This is a genomic window from Halobacillus sp. K22, assembly GCF_052246795.1.
Taxonomy (GTDB): domain Bacteria; phylum Bacillota; class Bacilli; order Bacillales; family Halobacillaceae; genus Halobacillus.
In genome coordinates this window covers 13,093-36,441 of the sequence record NZ_JBQQCN010000035.1, presented here as the reverse complement: position 1 = coordinate 36,441, position 23,349 = coordinate 13,093, and the positions used below count along the sequence as shown (strand labels likewise).

At 41.9% G+C, this 23,349-nt stretch carries 27 protein-coding genes and 1 rRNA gene; 27 read left to right on the top strand and 1 reads right to left on the bottom strand.

Annotated features, from left to right (window positions below):
• The first annotated feature begins 8 nt into the window (after positions 1–8).
• The 12 genes from rrf (at position 9) to rsmI (ending at position 8,341) form a co-directional block, all read left to right on the top strand.
• Positions 9–122 (top strand): 5S ribosomal RNA (rrf, locus tag ACTWPM_RS18955).
• 143 nt (positions 123–265) lie between these two features.
• Entirely contained in the window at positions 266–448 is a 183-nt protein-coding gene (locus ACTWPM_RS18950) for a sigma factor G inhibitor Gin (protein WP_443134543.1), read from the top strand.
• A gap of 122 nt (positions 449–570) precedes the next feature.
• On the top strand, positions 571–2,007 hold the full coding sequence (locus tag ACTWPM_RS18945; RefSeq protein WP_443134542.1) for an aminotransferase class I/II-fold pyridoxal phosphate-dependent enzyme: 1,437 nt from the start codon (positions 571–573) through the stop codon (positions 2,005–2,007).
• The gene (gene tmk / locus ACTWPM_RS18940; protein WP_443134541.1) at positions 2,004–2,639 is read left to right on the top strand and encodes a dTMP kinase; all 636 of its coding nucleotides are present in this window, start codon (positions 2,004–2,006) and stop codon (positions 2,637–2,639) included. The genes ACTWPM_RS18945 and tmk overlap by 4 nt, the downstream gene beginning before the upstream one ends.
• Positions 2,640–2,688: 49 nt before the next feature.
• The gene (locus ACTWPM_RS18935; protein WP_443134540.1) at positions 2,689–3,018 is read left to right on the top strand and encodes a cyclic-di-AMP receptor; all 330 of its coding nucleotides are present in this window, start codon (positions 2,689–2,691) and stop codon (positions 3,016–3,018) included.
• Positions 3,019–3,037: 19 nt separating this feature from the next.
• A complete protein-coding gene (locus ACTWPM_RS18930; protein ID WP_443134539.1) occupies positions 3,038–3,478 on the top strand; it encodes a YaaR family protein in 441 nt (146 codons plus the stop codon).
• 15 nt (positions 3,479–3,493) lie between these two features.
• The gene (holB, locus tag ACTWPM_RS18925) at positions 3,494–4,480 is read left to right on the top strand and encodes a DNA polymerase III subunit delta' (protein WP_443134538.1); all 987 of its coding nucleotides are present in this window, start codon (positions 3,494–3,496) and stop codon (positions 4,478–4,480) included.
• Positions 4,481–4,488: 8 nt separating this feature from the next.
• Positions 4,489–5,316, top strand: coding sequence for a PSP1 domain-containing protein (locus ACTWPM_RS18920; protein WP_443134537.1), 828 nt, complete (start codon positions 4,489–4,491; stop codon positions 5,314–5,316).
• A gap of 16 nt (positions 5,317–5,332) precedes the next feature.
• Complete coding sequence (yabA, locus tag ACTWPM_RS18915; RefSeq protein ID WP_443134536.1) at positions 5,333–5,683, top strand: DNA replication initiation control protein YabA; 351 nt, start codon at positions 5,333–5,335, stop codon at positions 5,681–5,683.
• Positions 5,684–6,458: 775 nt separating this feature from the next.
• Complete coding sequence (locus ACTWPM_RS18910) at positions 6,459–7,202, top strand: tRNA1(Val) (adenine(37)-N6)-methyltransferase (protein ID WP_443134544.1); 744 nt, start codon at positions 6,459–6,461, stop codon at positions 7,200–7,202.
• Positions 7,192–7,482 carry a GIY-YIG nuclease family protein gene (locus tag ACTWPM_RS18905; protein WP_443134535.1) on the top strand — a complete coding sequence of 97 codons (291 nt, stop codon included), beginning with the start codon at positions 7,192–7,194 and terminating at the stop codon, positions 7,480–7,482. Before ACTWPM_RS18910 ends, ACTWPM_RS18905 begins: the two co-directional genes overlap by 11 nt.
• Positions 7,460–8,341, top strand: coding sequence for a 16S rRNA (cytidine(1402)-2'-O)-methyltransferase (rsmI, locus tag ACTWPM_RS18900; protein WP_443134534.1), 882 nt, complete (start codon positions 7,460–7,462; stop codon positions 8,339–8,341). Before ACTWPM_RS18905 ends, rsmI begins: the two co-directional genes overlap by 23 nt.
• A gap of 111 nt (positions 8,342–8,452) precedes the next feature.
• Here the strand turns inward: rsmI and ACTWPM_RS18895 are convergent, their stop codons facing one another.
• Positions 8,453–8,728, bottom strand: coding sequence for an AbrB/MazE/SpoVT family DNA-binding domain-containing protein (locus tag ACTWPM_RS18895; protein ID WP_014641347.1), 276 nt, complete (start codon positions 8,726–8,728; stop codon positions 8,453–8,455).
• 425 nt (positions 8,729–9,153) lie between these two features.
• Between ACTWPM_RS18895 and metG the strand changes: the two genes are divergently transcribed.
• The 15 genes from metG (at position 9,154) to ACTWPM_RS18820 (ending at position 23,311) form a co-directional block, all read left to right on the top strand.
• Positions 9,154–11,109 carry a methionine--tRNA ligase gene (metG, locus tag ACTWPM_RS18890; RefSeq protein WP_443134533.1) on the top strand — a complete coding sequence of 652 codons (1,956 nt, stop codon included), beginning with the start codon at positions 9,154–9,156 and terminating at the stop codon, positions 11,107–11,109.
• Between the two features lie 77 nt (positions 11,110–11,186).
• A complete protein-coding gene (locus tag ACTWPM_RS18885) occupies positions 11,187–11,957 on the top strand; it encodes a TatD family hydrolase (RefSeq protein WP_443134532.1) in 771 nt (256 codons plus the stop codon).
• A 1,006-nt stretch (positions 11,958–12,963) separates the two neighbouring features.
• Positions 12,964–13,524 carry a ribonuclease M5 gene (gene rnmV, locus ACTWPM_RS18880; RefSeq protein ID WP_443134531.1) on the top strand — a complete coding sequence of 187 codons (561 nt, stop codon included), beginning with the start codon at positions 12,964–12,966 and terminating at the stop codon, positions 13,522–13,524.
• Entirely contained in the window at positions 13,517–14,395 is an 879-nt protein-coding gene (gene rsmA, locus ACTWPM_RS18875) for a 16S rRNA (adenine(1518)-N(6)/adenine(1519)-N(6))-dimethyltransferase RsmA (RefSeq protein WP_443134530.1), read from the top strand. The genes rnmV and rsmA overlap by 8 nt, the downstream gene beginning before the upstream one ends.
• A 62-nt stretch (positions 14,396–14,457) precedes the next feature.
• On the top strand, positions 14,458–15,333 hold the full coding sequence (gene yabG, locus ACTWPM_RS18870) for a sporulation peptidase YabG (protein ID WP_443134529.1): 876 nt from the start codon (positions 14,458–14,460) through the stop codon (positions 15,331–15,333).
• Positions 15,334–15,643: 310 nt separating this feature from the next.
• Complete coding sequence (gene veg, locus ACTWPM_RS18865; RefSeq protein WP_014641354.1) at positions 15,644–15,904, top strand: biofilm formation stimulator Veg; 261 nt, start codon at positions 15,644–15,646, stop codon at positions 15,902–15,904.
• A gap of 140 nt (positions 15,905–16,044) precedes the next feature.
• Positions 16,045–16,227: a small, acid-soluble spore protein, alpha/beta type gene (locus ACTWPM_RS18860; RefSeq protein WP_443134528.1), complete on the top strand. Its 183-nt coding sequence runs from the start codon at positions 16,045–16,047 to the stop codon at positions 16,225–16,227.
• A gap of 580 nt (positions 16,228–16,807) precedes the next feature.
• A complete protein-coding gene (ispE, locus tag ACTWPM_RS18855; protein ID WP_443134527.1) occupies positions 16,808–17,674 on the top strand; it encodes a 4-(cytidine 5'-diphospho)-2-C-methyl-D-erythritol kinase in 867 nt (288 codons plus the stop codon).
• A gap of 61 nt (positions 17,675–17,735) precedes the next feature.
• The gene (gene purR, locus ACTWPM_RS18850) at positions 17,736–18,554 is read left to right on the top strand and encodes a pur operon repressor (protein WP_443134526.1); all 819 of its coding nucleotides are present in this window, start codon (positions 17,736–17,738) and stop codon (positions 18,552–18,554) included.
• A 163-nt stretch (positions 18,555–18,717) separates the two neighbouring features.
• Complete coding sequence (gene spoVG / locus ACTWPM_RS18845; protein WP_041601130.1) at positions 18,718–19,017, top strand: septation regulator SpoVG; 300 nt, start codon at positions 18,718–18,720, stop codon at positions 19,015–19,017.
• A 163-nt stretch (positions 19,018–19,180) separates the two neighbouring features.
• Positions 19,181–20,560, top strand: a complete 1,380-nt coding sequence (glmU, locus tag ACTWPM_RS18840; protein ID WP_443134525.1) for a bifunctional UDP-N-acetylglucosamine diphosphorylase/glucosamine-1-phosphate N-acetyltransferase GlmU — start codon at positions 19,181–19,183, stop codon at positions 20,558–20,560.
• A gap of 14 nt (positions 20,561–20,574) precedes the next feature.
• Positions 20,575–21,528: a ribose-phosphate diphosphokinase gene (locus ACTWPM_RS18835; RefSeq protein WP_443134524.1), complete on the top strand. Its 954-nt coding sequence runs from the start codon at positions 20,575–20,577 to the stop codon at positions 21,526–21,528.
• Between the two features lie 84 nt (positions 21,529–21,612).
• The gene (locus tag ACTWPM_RS18830) at positions 21,613–22,269 is read left to right on the top strand and encodes a 50S ribosomal protein L25/general stress protein Ctc (protein ID WP_443134523.1); all 657 of its coding nucleotides are present in this window, start codon (positions 21,613–21,615) and stop codon (positions 22,267–22,269) included.
• Positions 22,270–22,433: 164 nt separating this feature from the next.
• On the top strand, positions 22,434–22,997 hold the full coding sequence (gene pth / locus ACTWPM_RS18825) for an aminoacyl-tRNA hydrolase (RefSeq protein WP_443134522.1): 564 nt from the start codon (positions 22,434–22,436) through the stop codon (positions 22,995–22,997).
• A gap of 83 nt (positions 22,998–23,080) precedes the next feature.
• On the top strand, positions 23,081–23,311 hold the full coding sequence (locus ACTWPM_RS18820) for an anti-sigma-F factor Fin (protein ID WP_443134521.1): 231 nt from the start codon (positions 23,081–23,083) through the stop codon (positions 23,309–23,311).
• Positions 23,312–23,349: the final 38 nt, after the last annotated feature.

Here is a 23,349-nt window from a genome sequence, read left to right as displayed (position 1 = left end):
ATATATGATGTGGTGGTGAAGGCGAAGAGGTCACACCTGTTCCCATGCCGAACACAGAAGTTAAGCTCTTCAGCGCCGATGGTAGTCGGGTCGATCCCCGTGAGAGTAGGACGCCGCCACGTCAATAGTTAACCTTAGAATAAATTCTAAGGTTTTTTTATATCTTTTTTTTTGATGGATGTATAGAAATGATAGATTCGGAGATAATAGAAATAGATAGGGTACCTAGTTAATAGATTAGAAGGAAACAGGGGAGGGAATTTGAATGACTCGTAAGGATTGCTGCAGCATATGTTCAAAAGAAACGGAACAAGGCATCTATTTATTAAGAGTTTATATCTGTACTTCTTGTGAGAAAGAAATGATAGAGACGTCCGCCGATGATCCTAAATATCAGTTTTATGTAAATCAAATGTCTAAAGCTCATCGGTCTATGATCCCTTCTTAAGAAAAGCTTAGCAGCTATAGAATAATCACTTCATCTATTATGGAGTGATTTTTTTATGGAATTGCTCCGGGACCGGGTTTTCGGTACGATAGGATGAGAGATAAAAAAGTAGGTGAATGCTAGTGCACGATCAAAATCAAACGCCTCTTTACGATGCGTTAATTCATCATATGAAGCAGGCCCCCTTTTCCTTTCACGTCCCAGGTCATAAGTTTGGACAGGTATGGCCGGACAAAGGGCAAGGGATTTTTAGTTCTATTTTAGCTATAGATGCTACTGAAATCCACGGACTTGATGATTTACACTCGCCTGAAGGAGTAATCGCTGATGCGCAGGATTTAGCCAGCCAATATTTTGGCAGTGATGAGTCCTTCTTTTTAGTGAATGGAAGTACAACAGGAAACATAGCGATGATTCTTTCTGTATGTCAGCGTGGAGATATCGTCATTGTGCAAAGAAACAGCCATCAGTCAGTTTTACATGGGATAGAACTGGCAGGGGCTTCTCCCGTTTTTATCTCTCCTGAATTTGAAGTAGAAACCGGGCGATATAGTAAGCTTTCGGCAGAATCGGTTCAACATGCCATTACAATGTACCCTGATGCGAAAGCTGTTTGTTTAACGTACCCGGATTATTTTGGGCGTACATATGATTTAAATCGAGTCGTGGAAATATGTCATGCACATAATCTTCCCGTACTGGTGGATGAGGCTCACGGAGTCCATTTTCAGCTGGGGCCACCTTTTCCAACTTCCGCTTTACGTTTTGGAGCAGATGCTGTTGTTCAATCGGCCCATAAAATGGCTCCAGCGATGACAATGAGTTCGTATCTACATTGCCAGGGGGATCAATTCCCCGTTTTTAAACTGAAGCATTATTTAAAACTTTTGCAATCGAGCAGCCCATCCTACCCGCTGATGGCAAGTCTTGATCTTGCCAGATATTTTTTAGCACAACAAACGGGAGACGAATTACAATCTACCCTGTCTGTCATTCATGAAGTGAGACAGATTTTTAAGCAAGCAACCAGTCATTGGGAAGTAAAACCACTTTCCGATTATGATGACCCTCTTAAAATGACTTTGGAAACTAAAAATCTTACGGGGTTTGATGCAGCTGCAGTCCTTGAGAGTCTCAAAATCTATCCTGAACTTGCTACATCCAAACAAGTATTACTTACATTTGGATTAAGTCCTCATATGGATCTGGAACTCTTAAAACACCGCTTAAATGGTGTAGATTCGCAATTAAAAAACAAACAAAAGCATGCTACAATAAAAATAGACCAACCATCGTTTCCCAAAATTCAAACCTTAGATATAAGCTACTCTGATTTGGAAGGCAGTCCATCAGAATGGGCTGACTGGTCTCAAGCTGTGGGGTATGTATCAGCTGAAGATGTCATTCCATATCCTCCGGGCATTCCTTTGCTTATGAAAGGTGAGCGTATATCCAATGATCATAGAAAACAAATCCAGTCGCTTCTGGCGCAAGGAGCCCGTTTTCAAAATGAAAGAATTGAATCAGGGGTGCGAGTGGTTAAAGGAGAATTGTCGTGAAAGGATTATTTGTAACATTTGAAGGCGGGGAAGGTGCAGGAAAGTCTTCCATGCTGCGTGCAATGGGAAAAGAACTGAGTGAAGAAGGATACCAGGTGCTTGAAACAAGGGAGCCGGGCGGAATCGAAATTGCTGAAAAGATCCGTGAAGTTATTTTGGATACTTCTCATACGGCTATGGATGCTCGTACAGAGGCTCTTCTATACGCGGCAGCCCGAAGACAGCATTTAGTAGAAAAAGTAGTGCCTGCCCTTCGAGAAGGGAAAATTGTGCTATGTGACCGCTTTATCGATTCCAGTCTTGCTTATCAAGGGTATGCACGTGGGTTAGGAATGGATGAAGTGTATCAAGTGAACGATTTTGCTATCGAACATTGCATGCCTGAACTTACACTGCTTTTTGATATTGAACCAGGTGAAGGTCTGAGCCGAATTGCAGCTAATAAAGGCAGAGAGCAGAACCGTTTAGATCTTGAGGAAATAGATTTTCACAAAAAGGTTTACGATGCTTATCATCAACTGGCTGAAAAGTATCCTAATCGTATTAAAGTAATCAATGCCGGGCAGCCTTTTGATAAGGTGAAAACAGCAGCTTATCAAGTTCTTCGCACCCGTCTTCCCGCAGCTAAATAACTAATTTTGTTATAATGATATAAAATACCCAACAGGAGGGTTCGATCCAATGAAAATGATCATTGCGGTTGTCCAGGACAAAGATAGTAATCGTTTGACCGATGCCTTAGCAGAAAACGATTTTAAAACTACTAAATTATCCACGACAGGTGGTTTCCTGAGAGAAGGGAATACCACGTTTATGATTGGATGTGAGGACGGAGAAGTGGACGATGCTCTGGGAATCATAAGAAATAACTGCAGTCAGCGCGAACAAATGGTAGCGCCTATTTCTCCGATGGGAGGTAATGCGGACTCTTATATTCCAAAGCCTGTAAAAGTAGAAGTCGGAGGAGCTACGGTATTTATTTTACCTATCGATTCTTTCTTCCAGTTTTAACGTAAAGGAGCCGCCTTACATGAAAATCAGCCAGGATATGCGAGCTCAAATGGAGTCTGCCCAGAAGCAAGCGGCCCAACACTCACAAGGAAGACCAAAATTTGATCAACTCGTTCAATCCCAGACCAGGCAGCTTCAAGAAGTCCAGCTTAATCAGCTTATTAAAAGTATAAATGCTCAAGGGGAGCGTGTTGCCCGAGTCCGTTCATTTCGTGACCTGGCTAAATATAAAAGACTGATCAAAGATTTCGTCAAAGAATCCGTTAACTATGGAATGAACTTAAAGCATTCTCACAGTTGGAATCAGTATGGACAAACAAGAAAGTTAACTCTTGTCGAGTCAATAGATGATAAATTGGCCGAGTTGACGGAAGCTGTTGTGGATGAGGAGAAGAAAACGATTGACTTACTAGGGCTTATCGGAGAGATTAAAGGTCTGCTCATTAATTTATATACGTAAGGACGGACGAATAATATGCAGACATGGACAGAAATGAAAGAAATTCAGCCCTTAGCTGCTCAGATGTTAATGAACAGCTTTCATAAGAACCGTATTTCGCATGCCTATTTATTTCAAGGTAATCGTGGAACGGGGAAAAGGGAAATGAGTATCCTTTTTGCTAAAAGTATCTTCTGTAAATATCGTGAAGGGGCTGTTCCCTGTCAGGCATGCCGGGACTGTAACAGGGTAGACTCAGGAAATCATCCTGATCTTCATTGGATTGAACCTGATGGCCAATCTATAAAAAAAGAACAGATCCTTCATCTTCAGAAAGAATTCACATATACCGGTCTTGAGTCTAATCGAAAAGTTTATATTATCGTCGATGCCGATCGGATGACCACCAATGCTTCGAACCGTCTATTGAAGTTTCTGGAAGAACCGAGCCAGCAAACAACGGCTATGCTGCTTACGGAAAGCGGCCAGACGATGCTGGATACGATACGATCACGTTGTCAGCTTCTCGCTTTTCAGCCTCTCAATCCAGAACGAATTGAAAGCAAACTAATGGAAGAAGGCGTGTCTCAATCGAATGCAAAAATATTAGCTTCCTTAACGAATAATTTAACGGAAGCTATGGAGATCAATGACGATGATTGGTTTGCTAATGTGCGAAAATTAGTGATACAATTAATTGAAGTGCTTCAAAATAAACCAAATGAAGGACTTTTATTTATCAACCATCAGTGGATGCCTCATTTTAAGGAAAGACAACAGCTACAGCGCGGGCTTGATGTCTTAATGCTCTGGTTCCAGGATGTAATTAACTATTATTTGGACCGGGAAAATTCCATTATTTTTACCACGGAGCGAGAGAAATTAGAGCAGTCGGCCATGAGGTGGTCGAGACAGTCAGCAGCGCAGTGTTTGTCCTATATCCTTGAGGCGAAACGAAAGATAAATCAGAATGTCCATCCTAATTTAGTGATGGAACAACTTACCCTTCAACTACAGAGGTGATGATCCGGATGATCGAAGTTGTAGGTGTCCGATTTAAACAGGCGGGAAAAATTTATTATTTTGACCCTGGACAGTTAAAAATGACCACAGAAGATTATGTCATTGTGGAAACCGTACGCGGTATTGAATTCGGAAAAGTTGTCATTGCTAATAAATCCGTAGATGAAGAAGACGTAGTCTTACCACTTAAGAAAGTCATCCGTATTGCGGATGATAAGGATAAGGTGACGGTGGATGAAAACAACGACAACGCTGCAGAGGCTTATCGTGTCTGCGAAGCGAAAATCCGTGAACATAAATTGGACATGAATCTTGTAGACGTAGAATATACGTTTGATCGTAATAAAGTAATTTTTTATTTTACAGCAGATGGCCGTGTTGACTTCCGAACCTTAGTGAAAGACTTAGCTTCCGTGTTTAAAACCCGGATAGAACTTCGCCAAATTGGAGTACGGGATGAAGCTAAAATGCTTGGAGGTATCGGTCCATGCGGACGCATGCTATGCTGTTCTACATTTTTAGGGGATTTCGAACCTGTATCCATAAAAATGGCGAAAGACCAGAATCTCTCGTTAAATCCGGCAAAAATTTCAGGATTGTGCGGGAGGCTTATGTGCTGTCTTAAGTATGAAAATGACGATTATGAAGCCGCTAAGAAAGAGCTTCCTGATCTAGGCGAGAGCATTTCTACTTCCTTCGGGAAAGGTAAAGTTGTCGGTTTAAATATGCTTGAGCGCATGGTACAAATCGAATTTAGAGAAAAAGAACGTGTTCTTGAGTACTCCTTGCAGGAATTAATTGATGAAGGAGTCGTCCAAACCGAAGCCGCAGAATAAAAGGGTGGAGTCAAGCGTGAATAAAAAAGCCATATTCGAACATGTATCCCATTTAGAATCTCAAATAGGAGAGCTTTATGAACAGCTCGGTGATCTAAAAAAACAGCTCGCTTATTTACTAGAAGAAAACCAGCATTTATCGCTTGAGAATCATCATTTGCGGCAGCGTTTAGACAAGGAACACGAAGCAGAAAAGGGGCAAACCTCTTCCGGCCCAAAGCCGGAGCGCGGTCCTGCTGTAGGAGAGGGTTATGATAATCTGGCAAGACTTTATGAAGAGGGATTCCACATTTGTAATATACACTTTGGAAGCCCGAGAGATGAAGATTGCTTATTTTGTCTATCCTTTTTAAATAAGAAAAAATAATCCCAGGTCCAAGCCTTTCCTTGTTCATCCAAGGAAAGGCTCTCTTTATATTAAGGTCTGTTAAATCTAGTTATTAATTTTATAAGAGCTTTATTAAAGTATAGGGCCGTTTAGTTGAAGACTCTATTTCGAGATATTGGGTTAGTTTAAAGGTCCTGCGGGGGATGATTCGCTTTCCGCGGGCATGTGCTGAGCCTCCTCGAGCTAAAGCTCTCCGGGGTCTCACCGATCATGTCTATCCCGCAGGAGTCTTCATCATCCCCCTCCGGGCCTTGCCAAATCAGAAGCTTGAAACCACTTCAAACACCACCTGCGTGATGAGGAATGAGACCATGTGGTTTTCTACCTATTTTCAGGATGTTACGACCCGCAATAGCCTGTCATAAAAGCATTTAATACAGATTAAGGAGGAGAACTTTTCTCTTCTTGAAGGGTCCGTTCACAAAATCAGACTTGGGTTGGCGGGGAAATGGCGAGACTCCCGTGGGAGAAGGATCTAGGTGAGACCCCGCAAGGAGTGAAACGACTGAGGAGGCTCACCAGTTCCCCCACAGGAAAGCGAGTTATTTCCCCACCAGCCCTCTTCCACATAGAGTAACGGCCCCAACTATCTGGAAACTAAGTCTTACACAAACGTGAGCTTTTCTTTAACAATCAACACGGAGAATTAACTGAGCATTATATTAAATAAAAAATGTCCATGATAAGCTTATTAGGAACATCTAAGATAAAGAAGATATGATTAACACCATATGTTAGAAAGGAAACAAGCATGATGGTACAACTATATGATGACGAACGAATTGACTTTTTATTAGCCAAACAAAATATGAGAATCATTCAAAGTCCGACGGTATTTGCTTTTTCCCTTGATGCCGTATTACTGGCTGATTTTACATATGTACCTAAAACAAGAGGGAAGATTCTCGACCTCTGTACAGGGAATGGCGTCATTCCTTTGTTTCTATCCACCCGCTCTGAGGTACCAATTACAGGGGTGGAAATTCAGGAAAGACTTTACGACATGGCTTGCCGAAATATTGAATTAAATAATCTCCAATCCCAGCTGGATATGATCCATGGCGATTTAAAAGATATGCCGGCTCGTTATGGTAATCGAAAATTTGATCTCGTTACCTGTAATCCTCCATATTTTCCTACTCCTCAAATGGACGGGCGAAATATAAATGAACATTTGGCGATTGCCCGTCATGAAATTTATTGTACGCTGGAAGAGGTTATAGAAGCCTGCAGCCGGTTAGCTAAATCAGGCGGTAAAGTTTCTATGGTTCATCGACCAGAGCGTATGGTAGAGATCATAGAACTATTTCGAAAATACCGCTTAGAGCCTAAGCGAATGCGTCTTGTTTATCCAAAGGAAGGAAAAGAAGCGAACACTTTATTAATTGAAGGAACCAGAGATGGCAAACCAGGACTTAAGATTCTGCCCCCTTTATATGCCCTTACCTCCGAAGATGAATACACTTCGGAATTGAAGGAGATTCTGTATGGGGAATAAGCATATGGTTTATATTCTGCGGTGCAGTGATCAATCGCTTTACACAGGCTACACCAATAATCTGGAAGAGCGTTTAAAAAAGCACGAGGTCGGAAAAGGAGCCAAGTACACACGTGGACGGGGTCCCTTTAAGCTTGAGTGTACAAAAGCATTCGAAACTAAACGAGAAGCTTTACAGCAGGAATATCGAATTAAGCAGTTATCTCGGGTAAAAAAAGAGAAATGGATTGCTGAAAAATTGGAAGGAGGCGGCGAAGGTGAAAATACAGAAAAGTTATAAGGAAGATGGGTCAGATACTGGAGCTTTATATGTCGTGCCTACCCCTATAGGTAATTTAGAAGATATGACGTTTCGGGCTGTATCAACTCTGAATGAGGTTGATGGAATCGCGGCTGAGGATACAAGAAATACTAAAAAGCTTCTTAATCATTTTGATATTCAGACGCCATTAATCAGTTATCATGAACATAATAAACAAACGCGGGGACTGCAGCTGGTCGAACGCATGAGGAACGGAGAACAGCTGGCCGTAGTCAGTGATGCTGGTATGCCAGGAATTTCAGACCCTGGAGCAGATCTGGTTAAAGAGTGCGTGGAAGAGGATATCCCAGTGATTGTGCTTCCCGGAGCGAATGCGGCACTTCCTGCCTTAGCGGGCTCAGGGATTTCAACAGATAAATTCTATTTTTGTGGCTTTTTGCCACGTAAGAAGAAAGACAGGATAGCTGAATTGGAAAAGCTCCAGTCCTTACAAGCTACCTTAATCTTTTATGAATCACCGCACCGATTAAAGGAAATGCTCACCCATACGCATGAACAGCTGGGAAATCGAAAGGCTAGTATTGCAAGGGAACTTTCAAAAAGGTATGAAGAATTCGTAAGAGGTAATTTGGAAGATCTCCTTGAATGGTCAACGAAAGAAGATATACGGGGGGAATTCTGCATAATTGTTGAAGGAGCATCCTTTGAAGAGGAAGAAGAGGATCCGTTCTGGTGGACGCACTTATCCGTTGTCGAACACGTGGAGCACTACATGGAAAAAGAACAATTGAAAAGCAAACAGGCGATTAAGCAAACCTCCATAGATCGAAAACTTTCCAAACGGGAAGTTTACCAGGCTTACCACGTCCAAGAATAAAGAAATCCCTTACTGCCAGGCCTGTGAACAGTAAGGGATGTGATTTACAACATATGTCTAGTTGTTTGATGCTCTCTATTAACCAGTGTCGTCTACTTTTTGTGTATTTATCTATTTAAGATTTTGCTGTAGTTCTTGCAGAAGAATTTGTGCGCCTTCTTTACTTAACACAAGATTGCCATTTGCTAGTTTCATATTTTCATCAGAAACTTCCCCCGTAACATGGCAAGTCATGTTAGGCTTGTACTTTTTAAGAACGATGCGATCATCGTCAACATAAATTTCCAACGCGTCCTTCTCATTGATTCCTAATGTACGACGTAGTTCGATCGGAATTACTACGCGACCTAACTCGTCAACTTTACGTACGATACCTGTAGATTTCATTTTTCTGTCTCCCCTCAATCAAAAGTTATTTCGTCATGTTTCGACATATGTCTCGCAATTATAGTACCAACCATTCCCAAACGTGTCAATTACTTATAACCCAAGTTTATTTCCAATCTCTCATACCATCTAGGGTATTTAGGTTGGTGGCACGGAGTAACTGAACAGGCCTGTACGAGTTATAGAAAATTTGAACTCTACCAAAAATGGTTGAAATAACCATTATATGATTACACTTAATTTTACCAAAGTAATGACAGATGTGGAATGTATAATCTTAACTTTTTTTTGACAGTTATCCTATACTTTCGGTATATTTTAATGTTAGGAATGGAAATAAAGTAGATAAATCGATAGAATGTTACAATAGCCATTATGAATGGATGGAAGCTTATACAGCTTGGAATTTCAGAGGAGGGAAAATAATGCCAGAGGAAAAGAAAACCTTTTATATTACCACTCCGATTTATTACCCTAGCGGTAATCTGCATATCGGACATGCTTACACGACTGTAGCTGGTGATGCTATGGCACGATATAAACGATTGCAAGGGTATGAAGTCATGTATTTAACCGGTACCGATGAGCATGGACAGAAAATTCAGCGTAAAGCAGAGGAAAAAGGGGTTCAGCCCCAGGCTTACGTGGATGATATTGTCAGCGGTATTAATGACTTATGGGATAAACTCGATATTTCATACGATGATTTTATTCGTACTACGCAAGATCGTCATAAAGAAGTCGTTACGAAAATCTTTGATTACTTAATGAAAAAAGGCGATATCTATTTGGATGAATACGAAGGCTGGTATTGTACTTCCTGCGAATCCTTTTTCACTGAACGTCAGCTTGACGAGGGACACTGTCCTGATTGCGGCGGTCCAGTCGAAAAAGTAAAAGAAGAATCCTACTTCTTTAAGATGAGTAATTATGTAGATCAATTGCTCGAGTTCTATGAAAACAATCCTTCGTTCATCCAGCCGGAGAGTCGTAAAAATGAAATGATCAATAACTTCATTAAGCCGGGGCTCGAAGACTTAGCGGTTTCCCGGACAACTTTCGACTGGGGTGTAGAAGTGCCAGGTAACGCGAAGCACGTTATTTATGTGTGGATTGACGCGTTGAGTAACTACATTTCAGCTCTAGGATTCGATACAGAAGATGATGAGCGCTACCAGAAATTCTGGCCTGCTGATGTTCAGCTTGTAGGAAAAGAAATTGTCCGTTTCCATACGATTTACTGGCCGATTATGCTCATGGCTCTGGATCTTCCGCTTCCGAAAAAAGTGTTTGCCCACGGCTGGATCTTGATGAAAGATGGAAAAATGTCCAAATCTAAAGGGAATGTGGTAGACCCTGTCCAGCTAAGTGAGCGTTATGGTCTGGATGCACTGCGCTACTACCTGCTTCGTGAAGTTCCGTTTGGTTCTGACGGCGTCTTTACTCCAGAAGCATTCGTAGAGCGAACCAACTATGACCTTGCCAATGATCTTGGGAACTTACTCAATCGTACGGTAGCCATGGTTAGTAAATACTTTGATGGTCAAATTCCGGAGCTTACCCTTCGCGAAGACGAATATGATCAAAGCCTGGAGCAGCTTGCGCTTGAAACCCGCCATAATGTAGAGAATGCTCTTGAAAACATGGAGTTCTCGGTAGCTCTTGCTGATCTCTGGAAGTTCATCAGCCGTACGAATAAGTACATTGATGAGACGCAGCCGTGGATACTAGCTAAAGACGAGAGTAAGAAAGATCGTCTTGGTAATGTTATGGCCCACCTGACAGAGTCCCTGCGTCAAATCGCAGTTATGCTTCAACCGTTCTTAACTCGCACACCTGAGCGTATTTTTACACAGCTTGGTGTAAAAGAAGAATCACAAAAAACGTGGCAGAGTCTTAGTGAATTTGGTGCGATAGAAGCGGGTACGGTTGTTCAGAAAGAAGAGCCGATCTTCCCGCGTCTGGATGCTGAAGAAGAGACGCAGATTATTAAAGATATGATGAAGAAGCCTGCTGCTCCTAAGGAAGAAGAGCAGGAAGCGAAGCCGGAAACAGAGGAAGTCACAATCGATGATTTTATGAAGCTTGACTTCCGTGTGGCTGAAGTCGTTAAGGCTGAGCCCGTGAAAAAAACGGATAAACTATTAAAGATTCAGCTGGACCTTGGTTATGAAAAACGCCAGGTTATCTCAGGAATAGCTGAGCACTACAGTCCCGAGCAGCTAGTTGGTAAAAAAGTGATTTGTATTACGAATCTAAAACCAGTGAAGCTTCGGGGAGAATTGTCTCAAGGGATGATTCTTGCTGGTGAAGATGATCAGGGTACATTATCCTTGGCTTCTGTAGATGAGACGCTTAGCAATGGTACAAAAGTGAAATAACTGAAACGATGACAAAAAGGGAGAGCCAGATGAAGCTTTCCCTTTTTGTTATCAAATGAAGAAGAAAGGGGAATTCTATGCTATTTGATACACACGTCCACTTAAATGCGGATCAATTCGAGGAAGACTTAGAAGAAACCATTCAACGTGCCAAAGAAGCGGGAGTGGAGTATATGACGGTCGTGGGCTTTGATCATAAAACGATTCCTAAAGCCATTGAAATTGCGGAAAGCCATGAAAAGATTTATGCGGCCGTCGGCTGGCACCCTGTGGATGCCATTGATTTGACCGATAAAGAGCTTGCGTGGATTGAAGAATTATCTTCTCATCCCAAGGTCGTTGCCATTGGAGAGATGGGGCTTGATTTCCACTGGGATAAGTCACCGGTAGACGTACAAAAAGATGTCTTTCGCAAGCAAATACGTCTGGCTAAGAAAGTGAAGATGCCCATTATTATTCATAATCGTGAAGCGACTGATGATATTGTGGAAATTCTAAAAGAAGAAGACGCTTCTGAAGTAGGAGGAATCATGCATTGCTATAGCGGCCCGGTTGAAACGGCCCAGGAATGTATAGATATGAACTTTATGATTTCTCTCGGAGGGCCGGTCACTTTTAAAAATGCTAAACTGCCGAAAGAAGTTGCTAAAGCGATCGACTTGAAGCACCTGCTGGTAGAAACGGACTGTCCATTCCTTGCCCCTCATCCAAATCGAGGCAAGCGCAATGAACCATCTTATGTAAAAATGGTTGCTGAACAGATAGCGGAGTTAAAAGAAATATCTTTTGAAGAGGTGAGCGAAGTAACAACCTCTAACGCTCTGCAATTCTTTGGTATTCAATCATAGTCCAACCTTGTTATAGAACCTCCCTTTATTTGTACTGGAATTGGAACAGGATGGTTATGTTAATCACTTAGGTGAAATTCCATAAAAAAGAAGCCGGCTCTATCAAAGCTGGCTTCTTTTTTTGAATTAGGTTCTTTAAATCATCTTTTAGTATTCGCTCTGTTAAACTTCCGTGTTGATTTTAAGGTTAAGCTCCCGTTAGCGGAAGACTCAATTTCGAGACTTTCGTGAGAAGTAGGTCCTACTGGGGACGATTTCGCTTTCCGGCCCTGCACGACGCAGGGTCGTTCGACGTTGCCACAGGATGTGGCGACCTTAGTCGAACATCCCTTGTGCTGAGCCTCCTCAGTCTTCGCCTTCCGGGGTCTCACCGATCATGTTTATCCCACAGGAGTCTTCATCGTCCCCCTCCGGACCTTGCCAAATCAGAAACTCGAAACCACTTTAGACATCGACGGGTTGATGAGAAAAAAGTATGTGATCATGAGGCTATTTTTATGCAATATAACGATGTGAAATGGCCTGTCATAAAAGCATTTAGGACCAATTATGATGGAGAGCATTAGCTCTTAAAAAAAAGTGTCCGTTATTCTCACCAGCCCTTCGCCAACTAACGTAACGGACTCGAGTTATCTCGAAACTGACTCGACTAACCGGCCCTATTGTGTAACAAGCCTCTTATGAAAAATCAACAATAAAACCTTAACAGAGCTTAAATATTAAAGATAAGCTACCGATTGTGAAAGGTACGTTTGTGATTCCAATGAAAACTTGGATCTTGGCAGAAGACTACGGATGCTGTTGCTGGAGATACTGAGCAAGCGATAACTAGCAAACTTATATCTATTTCGTCCAGAAAAAAGAAGCGCTGAGCTTTGACAGCCAGCAAGTTAAAGTCAAAGTTCTGGACTAAGCAGAGGCATCCTCCCTCTGCTTTTTTTCCGTTATACACTCGTGGTATGCTATGAAAAGATTAATCGAGGTGAATAAACAGGAGGAAATAAAGTTGAAAATAAAAGAAGTAATTGTAGTGGAGGGAAAAGATGATACCGCGAGAATTCGTGAAGCTGTAGATGCGGACACCATTGAAACGAATGGATCCGCTATTGATGAAGAGGTATTAGAACAGATCAGCCACGCTCAAGCAAAACGAGGGGTCATCATCTTTACGGATCCTGACTTCCCGGGAGAACGGATTCGACACATCGTAGATCAATACGTTCCCGGCTGCAAGCATGCTTTTTTACCTAAGCACTTGGCCCGTGCCAAAAGTGATAAAGGAGTGGGGATTGAACATGCTACTGTAGATGATATTAAGGAAGCGTTGGGGGCTGTCTATGAACTAATGGAATTTTCCGAGGGTCATATCAACAAAGAAGATTTAATTGGATATGGACTCGTTGGAGGTCCTTCTGCACGAAAGAGAAGAGAAAAACTCGGGATCGAACTTCATATCGGCAAAACTAACGGGAAGCAATTGCTCCGACGTTTAAACATGTTTCAAATCACTCCAGAACAATTAGAAGAGACCATGCAGCGTATCATAGAGGAGGAAAGCAATGAATAAAAAAGCAGTCGCTACACCTACACGGACAAAGGAAATATTAGAAACCTATGGATTTTCTTTTAAAAAGAGTTTAGGCCAAAATTTCTTAATAGATGTAAACATATTGAAAAACATTATCGAGCATGCAGGGATTGACCGTTCTGTGGGAGCTATTGAAATTGGGCCGGGAATTGGGGCGCTGACCGAACAACTGGCTATTCATGCAGATCGGGTAGCTGCTTTTGAAATTGACCAGCGACTGCTCCCTATTCTTGAAGATACACTAAGTGATTACGATAATGTACACATTATCAATCAGGACATATTAGAAGCTGATGTTACCAGCGTTATTAAGAATACCTTCCATGAAGGACAAGAGATCCACGTCGTAGCGAATCTTCCCTATTACATTACGACACCTATTTTGATGAAACTACTGATGGATCAGCTTCCGATTAACAGTATTACAGTTATGATTCAAAAAGAAGTGGCCGATCGTATGGCCGCTGAGCCAAATACAAAAAGCTATGGCTCGCTTTCTATAGCTGTGCAGTATTACACCGAAGCTCATGTATCTATGCACGTACCTAAGACCGTGTTTATGCCGCAGCCAAATGTCGATTCTTCAGTGCTTCATCTTAAAATGCGGGATCAGCCACCTGTTGAGGTAGAAGATGAGAACTTCTTTTTTGAGGTAGTAAGAGCAACATTCGGCCAGCGCCGTAAAACCTTGATGAATAACTTAGCCCGGCATTTTAAAGGTAAAATGGATAAGGAAGAGATTCGACATCGTCTCGAGAAGGTTACCATTGATCCAGGGCGCCGGGGGGAATCCTTAACGATGGAAGAGTTTGCCCGATTAGCGAATGTTTTTTATACAGAATCCATGTAAGTGACACAGGGCCGCCAAACTCACATAGACTAATGTAGTGCTCGTTGTGAGGTGGGTGAATCATGATAACAAAAGGAGATCTTGTTACAAGAAAGTCGTATCAGCATGATATCATTTTCCGTGTGAAAAATTGTGATAAACCACTTGTTAAACTCATGGGAGAACATATCCGCTTAGAAGCGGATGCGCCCCTTGAGGATCTAGAAAAAGTGAGTGGAGACGAATACCACAGAAGAAAAGTAGAAGTAGATGAGCAGGAAGCTTTTTCATACAGACTCTTTAAACAGGATTATCGACTCCTAAAAGAGAAACGAGATTCCCAAGCTGAGAGTGGCTATGCTTCAGGGAAGGATGTTAATTATTTTCAAATTCCTCCTCGTGTTCTTCACATAGATGGAGATCCTCTCTTCTTGAAGAAATGTATTGCTCTTTATGAGGAGCTGGGAATACAAGTTCATGGGCAATACGTTCATGAAAAAGAAATGCCTGATCAGGTAATGGGGCTGATTGAAAAAGTCCATCCTGAAATTGTGGTGCTTACAGGTCATGATGCTTATTCAAAGTCTAAAGGTTCTGTAAGAGAGCTTGAAGCATATCGCCACTCCCGTTATTTTGTAGAGGCGGTTAGGAATATAAGGCAGAAGTATCCGAACTTTGACCAAATGGTTATCTTCGCAGGAGCCTGCCAATCGCATTTTGAATCTTTAATCAGAGCTGGAGCTAATTTTGCCAGTTCGCCTTCGAGGGTTAATATACACGCGATTGATCCCGTATATGTAGCGGCTCGTGTGGCTTATACTTCCTTTATGGATCATATTAATATTTGGGAAGTCATCCGTAATACGATTAGTGGAGAAAAGGGCCTTGGAGGAGTAGAAACTCGGGGGTTGCTTAGAATCGGTATTCCTTATTCGGAACATTCGGAAGACCCCTCCTGATAAATAGCCAGCGATTATTATAAATTTGTTGGGCATAACGCAGTTATATTTGAACAGAAACGACCATATAATTAAATTAACGTGTGTTTGGTCCGCACATGTTAAAGACCTGCCTAAAGAAAAGAAAACGCAAGGTCTTTTTCATTTTTTGAAGAAAGTCACATATTTTTCCTGTTATTGGATAGCCTAACAGACAACATCTATTAAATTTTTATGTTGACATTGATTTTGACATATTGGTATAATTAATAATTTTATTTGACTTTGTCCAATCTGTGTGGTAACATAAATAACAGTGAGGTGGAGTGTAGTGGCTAAAACGTTAGTAGAAATCAAACAATCCCTGGAAGGGCAAATTGGCAGACGTCTAACCTTGAAAGCAAATGGTGGGCGTCGTAAAACGATTGAACGCTCAGGAATTCTGGCTGAAACATACCCAGCCGTTTTTATTGTTGAACTGGACCAGGAAGAAAATGCTTTTGAACGTGTATCCTATAGCTATGCCGATGTTCTTACCGAGACTGTAGAACTGAATTTCGATGATTTACAGACCTTGGCTCTTGAGCAGTAAACTCTCCGTTTGCTGCTTTTTATTTTTTTATAAAATAGAAATTGTTGTTAAATCATCCAATCATTCCTCGTATAGCTTACTCTCGAAATCATATACTAACCTTGTCGTAACTTAAGTGGTTGCGAAAGGAGCTGAAGACGATGGGACGTAGAAGAAGTATGATGTCCGATTCGTTGAAAGAAGAGATCGCGAAAGAACTCGGGTTTTACGACAAGGTTCAAAAGGACGGCTGGGGCGGTATTACAACACGCGAAGCCGGCAATATGGTAAAACGGGCGATAGAGATAGCAGAAGAACAGATGATGAGAGAACAGCAAAAATAAATTAAAGCTCCTTGAAGCCTTCATTGGCCTCAAGGAGCTTTTTTACATCTAACCCTGTGTCGACTTCAATGTATCTATTCAACAATTTGGCCGTTTACTGTAAGACTCAGTTTCGAGATATTTTATGGAGAAAGGGGCTCCAGGGAACGCGAGCGAGGAAGCTGATGGTAAAAGGAGGATCGACTAAGGTCGCCACGTCCTGTGGCAACGTCGATCGACCCTACGTCGTTTAGGGCCATAGGAAAGTGTTCAAGTGTGCAATCACCCCGAAAGACACGACCAGCATAAGCCGAGCATCAAAAGGATGGTGGTTTTTCCGTCCGTTGGTGAACGGCTTATGTCTCGAGTGTCTGGGTGATGGAACAAGACGAGTTATTTCCCCACCAGCCATCTTCCACATATAGTAACGGGCCTAACTATCTCGAAACTGATTCTTAAAGAAACGGAAGGTTTTCTTTAAAATCAACGTAGAGATTACCGAAGTCTGGTTGAAGGAGATATGCAAATTTCAGGTCCTCTGCCTAACGCTTTAAAATATGGTACAATGCTTTAAGATAATCTGTTAGGATGAGGTGCTTGAATGCAAATTTTTGAAAAAGCTCCCGCTAAAATCAATTTGTCTTTAGACGTCTTACATAAACGCGAAGATGGGTTCCATGAAGTCGAGATGGTGATGACCACCGTAGACCTTGCTGACCGGATTGAGTTGAACACGTTAGAGGGCGGTTCCATACGTGTAGAGTCGGAAAGTCGTTTCGTACCAAATGATGAACGTAACCTTGCGTATCGGGCAGCTAAACTTATGAAAGACCATTATTCAGTTAAACAGGGCGTGCGTATTTTTATTGAGAAGAACATTCCGGTAGCTGCTGGTCTCGCGGGAGGGAGCAGTGATGCAGCAGCTGTACTTAGAGGAGTCAATCGCCTCTGGGGCTTAAACAAAAGCCTGGATGAACTGGCTGTTTTAGGGGCTGAAATTGGATCTGATGTTTCCTTCTGTGTTTACGGAGGAACAGCTCATGCGACCGGAAGGGGTGAAAAGGTTACTCCTCTTCCGGCTCCTCCCCCTTGCTGGGTGGTGTTAGCGAAGCCCCCTCTCGGTGTTTCTACCCAAACGGTCTATCAGAATCTCAACCTCGCTGATGCGCATCATCCCAACACCAATGCGATGATTGAAGCATTAATGGATTACGATTTTGAAGCCATTTGTGCCCAGGTAGGGAATACGCTTGAAGGTGTGACTCTGAACCTTCACAGAGAAGTAGGCCAAATTAAAGAACAGATGCGGCAGGCTGGAGCGGATGCTGTACTAATGAGCGGCAGCGGTCCAACCGTTTTTTCTCTGGTTGATACGGATGCCAGAGCACAAAGGATTTACAACAGCTTAAAAGGTTTTTGTACAGAGGTATACGTCGTTCGAATGCTCGGATATCAAGAAAGAACTTGATGAAACCCGTACAAATCTGATATATTTATTATTAATATTCGGATTTCGGGGTGTATTGCCAATGAAAAGAAGTGAACGGTTGGTTGCAATGACTCATTTTATTCTTGATCGGCCACGCGAATTAATTTCGCTGCCATTTTTCTCAGAAAAATATCATGCGGCTAAGTCCTCAATTAGTGAGGATTTAGGGATTATTAATAAAATGTTTCAACATGAAGGTATTGGTTATTTAGAGTCTGTTTCTGGAGCTTCAGGAGGAGTTAAGTATATTCCGGCCTTTTCTAAAGAGTACAGCGAAGAGTTCGTTCATCAATTGTGCAGACGCTTAGAAAGTCCGGAGCGGCTTCTGCCTGGTGGTTATTTATTTATGAGTGACATTCTAGGAGATCCGGAAGCAACAAGAAGCATTGGCCGTTTATTTGCTTCTGCTTTTAGAGATAGAGAAATTGATGCCATTATTACGGTAGCGACGAAAGGTATTCCGCTTGCCTATGCCGTCGCCTCATATTTAAATGTCCCGGTTGTGATTGCAAGAAGGGATCCTAAAGTTACGGAAGGATCTACTCTTAGCATTAATTATGTGTCTGGATCGACACGTAAGATTCAGACCATGGTTTTAACGAAACGCTCTCTAAAAGAAGGCTCTAAAGTTTGTATTATAGATGATTTTATGAAAGCAGGAGGCACCATCAGTGGAATGAAAAACCTTCTTAATGAATTTAACGCTGAGGTGGTCGGTATCGGCGTTTTAGCTGAAGCTGAAGATGAGGATGAAGAACGAGTGGTGGATGATTACATTTCCCTTGTTCAAATCCTGAATGCGGACGATCGTAAAGGTTCCATTGAAGTTATTCCTGGAAATCTTCTAAATTATTTATAGCGTCTCCAGAGAGCCCTGACTTCTTAGTTCGGGGCTTTCTTTTTTTATAGACTGGAAGAAAAATCAAACGAATAGAAATTTTTTTATAAAAGTTGCAGGAATTTTTACCGTTTTGTGGAATTTAACTACATAAGTTCTTTTGTAAAAAAGGTGGTGAATGATAATGGAAGTAACTGACGTAAGGCTGCGACGCGTTAATACTGATGGAAGAATGCGAGCAATTGCTTCTATTACCTTAGATCAGGAGTTTGTTGTCCACGACATACGGGTGATTGATGGTAACAATGGATTGTTTGTAGCGATGCCTAGTAAACGTACTCCTGATGGGGAGTTCAGAGACATTGCACACCCGATTAATTCTGGTACACGTGGAAAAATTCAAGATGCTGTACTGGAAGCTTACGAGCGTGCTGGTGATGAGGAACAATCAGAAGTGGAATATGAAGAAGCCGGAGCTTCCTAATACTAACGATGCGCAAAGGAGTCTTACCTTATTTTAGGTTAGACTCCTTTTTTATGGGGAAAAAGTTATTTTGTAGAGCTTTCTTTATAAAAGGACGGATTGTTGAAATCAAGAGGATTTTAAGATATTATTCATAATGGATAAATAGGATGGAGGTACGTTCATGACTAACCGATATGCTGTCGTGCTGGCAGCAGGCCAAGGCACTCGCATGAAATCAAAACTATATAAGGTTTTGCATCCTGTGTGCGGTAAGCCTATGGTGCAGCACGTCGTTGATCAACTAAATACACTGGAACTTAACGAATTAATTACGGTTGTTGGATTTGGAGCTGAAAAAGTTCAGCATCAACTGGGTGAGGACAGTCACTATGTCGTTCAGGAAGAACAACTCGGGACAGGCCATGCGGTTTTACAAGCAGAGGATATTCTGGCTGATAAAGAAGGAACAACCGTCGTTGTGTGCGGAGACACCCCTTTATTAACAGCCGAAACACTGCAAAAGCTGCTGGATCATCATGATGAACAAAATGCTCAAGCCACTATACTTACAGCCCATGCAGATGATCCATCAGGTTACGGCCGCGTAATAAGGGGCGGCAATGCGCAAGTAGAGCGAATTGTGGAGCAAAAGGACGCTTCTGAAGAAGAAAAAGCGATCCAGGAAATCAATACAGGTACTTACTGCTTTGATAACCAGAAACTTTTTGAAGCTTTGCAGAATGTTGCAAATGATAATGCGCAAGGCGAATATTACCTGCCCGACGTAATTGAGATCCTTAAGAACGAATCCGATAAGATCAGTGCTTATCAAACCCCTGATTTTTCTGAATCACTCGGAGTAAACGATCGAGTGGCACTATCTAAAGCAGAAAAGTTAATGAAACAGCGTATTAATGAGCAGCATATGAGAAATGGTGTTACGATCGTTGATCCTGACCAGACTTATATCGGTCCGGACGTACAAATCAGCAGTGATGTTGTAATAGAGCCTGGCTGTATAATTGAAGGGAACACGATCATCGAAGAGGATGCGGTGGTAGGTCCTCATTCAACGATTACGAATTGTTCTGTCGGAAAAGGCACAGTAATTAAACAAAGTGTGGCAGCCGACAGCCAAATTGGTGAACGTGTGCAGGTAGGACCCTATGCTCATATTCGTCCGGCTTCTTCCTTAGGAGATGAAGTGAAAGTAGGAAACTTTGTGGAAGTTAAGAAAGCTTCATTCGGAAGTGGAAGTAAAGTCTCCCACCTGAGTTATATAGGGGATGCAGAAGTTGGAGATGGAGTGAATATCGGTTGTGGTACAATAACTGTGAATTATGATGGGCATAATAAACACTTAACCACGATACAAGATGATGCCTTCATCGGGTGCAACTCTAATTTAGTAGCTCCTGTAACAGTCGGAAAAGGTGCTTATGTAGCTGCAGGTTCTACGATTAATGAGGATGTCCCTGCTGAAGCTTTATCTATCGCTAGAGCGAGGCAGACCAACAAAGAAGGTTATGCTGCAAAAATGAAGTCGAATAAAAAAGAGTAACGGAGGGTTCATCCATGGCAACTGGATATAAGGATTCAAAACTGAAAGTATTCTCACTGAACTCCAACCCTGAATTGGCTAAGGAAATTGCTGAAAATATCGGGGTGGAATTAGGAAAGTGTACGGTAACAAGCTTTAGCGATGGAGAAATCCAAATTAATATTGAAGAGAGTATCCGCGGATGTGATGTGTATATTGTTCAATCTACGTCTGAACCTGTGAACCAGCACATCATGGAACTCCTGATTATGATTGATGCCTTGAAGCGTGCCTCAGCCAGAACGATTAACGTCGTAATGCCTTATTATGGTTATGCACGTCAAGATCGTAAAGCTCGGGCACGTGAACCAATTACGGCTAAGCTGGTAGCGGATCTTCTGGAAACAGCGGGAGCATCCCGTGTCCTTATGCTGGACCTTCATGCTCCTCAAATTCAAGGGTTCTTCAACCTGCCTATCGACCACCTGGTAGGGGTTCCGATTTTATCAGATTACTTTGAAGAGAAGAACTTTGAAGATGTCGTTATCGTTTCACCGGATCATGGCGGTGTGACGCGTGCTCGCAAAATGGCCGATCGATTAAAAGCACCAATCGCTATTATTGATAAACGACGTCCTCGTCCCAATGTTTCTGAAGTTATGAATATCGTTGGGAATATTGAAGGAAAAACGGCGATTATCATTGATGATATCATCGATACAGCGGGGACAATCACATTAGCGGCCAATGCACTAGTTGAAAACGGGGCTACAGAAGTGTACGCATGCTGTACTCACCCTGTACTGTCAGGACCTGCTATTGAGCGCATTGACCGTTCTAAAATTAAAGAACTAGTTGTAACGAATACCATCCCTCTTGGGGAAGAAAAAGCAAGCGAAAAAATCACTGAACTATCCGTTGCCGGTTTAATTAGTGAAGCGATCATTCGTGTTCATGAACGTCAATCCATCAGTAGCTTGTTTGATTAAGAAGTTTATGAGAAAATAGGTTTAACGTTTGAGCGAAACGGGAAAAAAGCCAGATGACTGGTATATAATTGGAGGTTGAGTAATTTGTCTATTTCATTAAAAGCGTCTCAAAGAAACGAATTAAAACAATCAGTGACACGTGAATTGCGACAAGAAGGTAATGTACCTAGCGTAGTTTACGGGAAAGATAAAGAACCAATCACTGTTGCTGTTAACAGCATCGAATTGCTTAAAACAGTACGTGATGAAGGTAAAAACGCAATAATTTCACTTGATATAGAAGGTAAGGACAGCGTAGACGTTATGCTGCACGAATATCAGATTGACCCTCTTAAAGATGAGTTAATCCATGCGGACTTCTATATTGTGGACATGAGCCAGGAAATGGATGTCGAAGTACCTGTTCACCTTGAAGGGGAAGCAGCAGGAAGTAAAGAAGGCGGCGTTCTTCAGCAGCCACTTTATGATCTGGCCGTTCGCGCGAAGCCGGCTAACATTCCTGAGGAAATTCTAATTGATGTTTCTGAATTGAACATCGGCGACAGCATTCTAGTAAGTGATATTAAGTCTGCACGTGGTTATGAAATCACAGAAGACCCTGATACAACGATCGTTGCTGTTACTCCTCCGGAAGAAGTACCGGAAGAGCCTGAAATCGCTGATGAAGATGCTGAGCCGGAAGTCATCAATGAGAAAAGTGATGATGAGGATCAGGATGAAGAAAAAGAAGATAAAGAATAACCCTATGATTAAAAAAGGGCGTGGCCAAAAGGCCCGCCTTTTTTCTATGTTGAAGTGGTATTCTTCGGAGCTGTTTTTCAGGCTCGATACAAACTGACATTATTTTTAATCAACCTTTGTTATACTAAGGAGAGCAAGACAATGATGGATAAAGGAAGTTTGCAATGAAGTGTATAGTAGGTCTCGGAAACCCAGGTAAGAAATATGAAAAAACACGTCATAACATCGGGTTTATGATTCTTGATGAACTAGTAAAGCAAAATCATTGGTCCATGGAATCCACAAAGTTCCGTGGGATATATACAACAGAACATGTAAATGGTGAAAAAATCCTTTTATTAAAACCCCAGACATTTATGAATCTGTCCGGGGAGTCTTTGATTGGGTTCATGAATTTTTACGATTTGGAAGCAGACGATGTGCTCGTTGTGTATGATGATTTAGATCTTCCTCCAGGAAAAATACGTCTTCGCAAAAAAGGCGGACATGGAGGGCATAACGGTATCCGTAATATTATTGACCATTTAGGTACAAAGGAATTTAATCGTTTACGTGTGGGTGTAGGACGTCCGAACGGACCTGTTTCCGTCGTGGACTATGTTCTTGGAACGTTTACTAAACAGGAGCAGGAAGCTGTATCGGAAAGTATAGACGCTGCTGTGAAAGCCTGTGAAGCCTGGATGACTCAGCCTTTTAACGAAGTGATGAATGATTTTAACGCGATGTAAATACTCAAGGCTTACCTTCGTTGAGTATAAGCTTGCAACAAGCCGGCAAAACTAATGACCATCAGCTTTGAAGGAGGATGGAAATGAAAATTCGTTATTATTGCCGGCATTGTCAGCGTCAAGTAGGGGAATTAGATGCCAAACATGTGGATGTATCTCAATTAGGTTTAGATTTATTGAATGAAGAAGATCATCAGCAAATGGTTCATATGCATACAAATGGTGATTTAAATATTCGTACGATTTGTGATTCGTGTAAAGAAACCTTGGATCAACATCCACATTATCATGAGTTAGATTTTTTTATTCATTAAATCAAGAGCGGACCTTGTGAAGTGGTAGGTCTTGATGG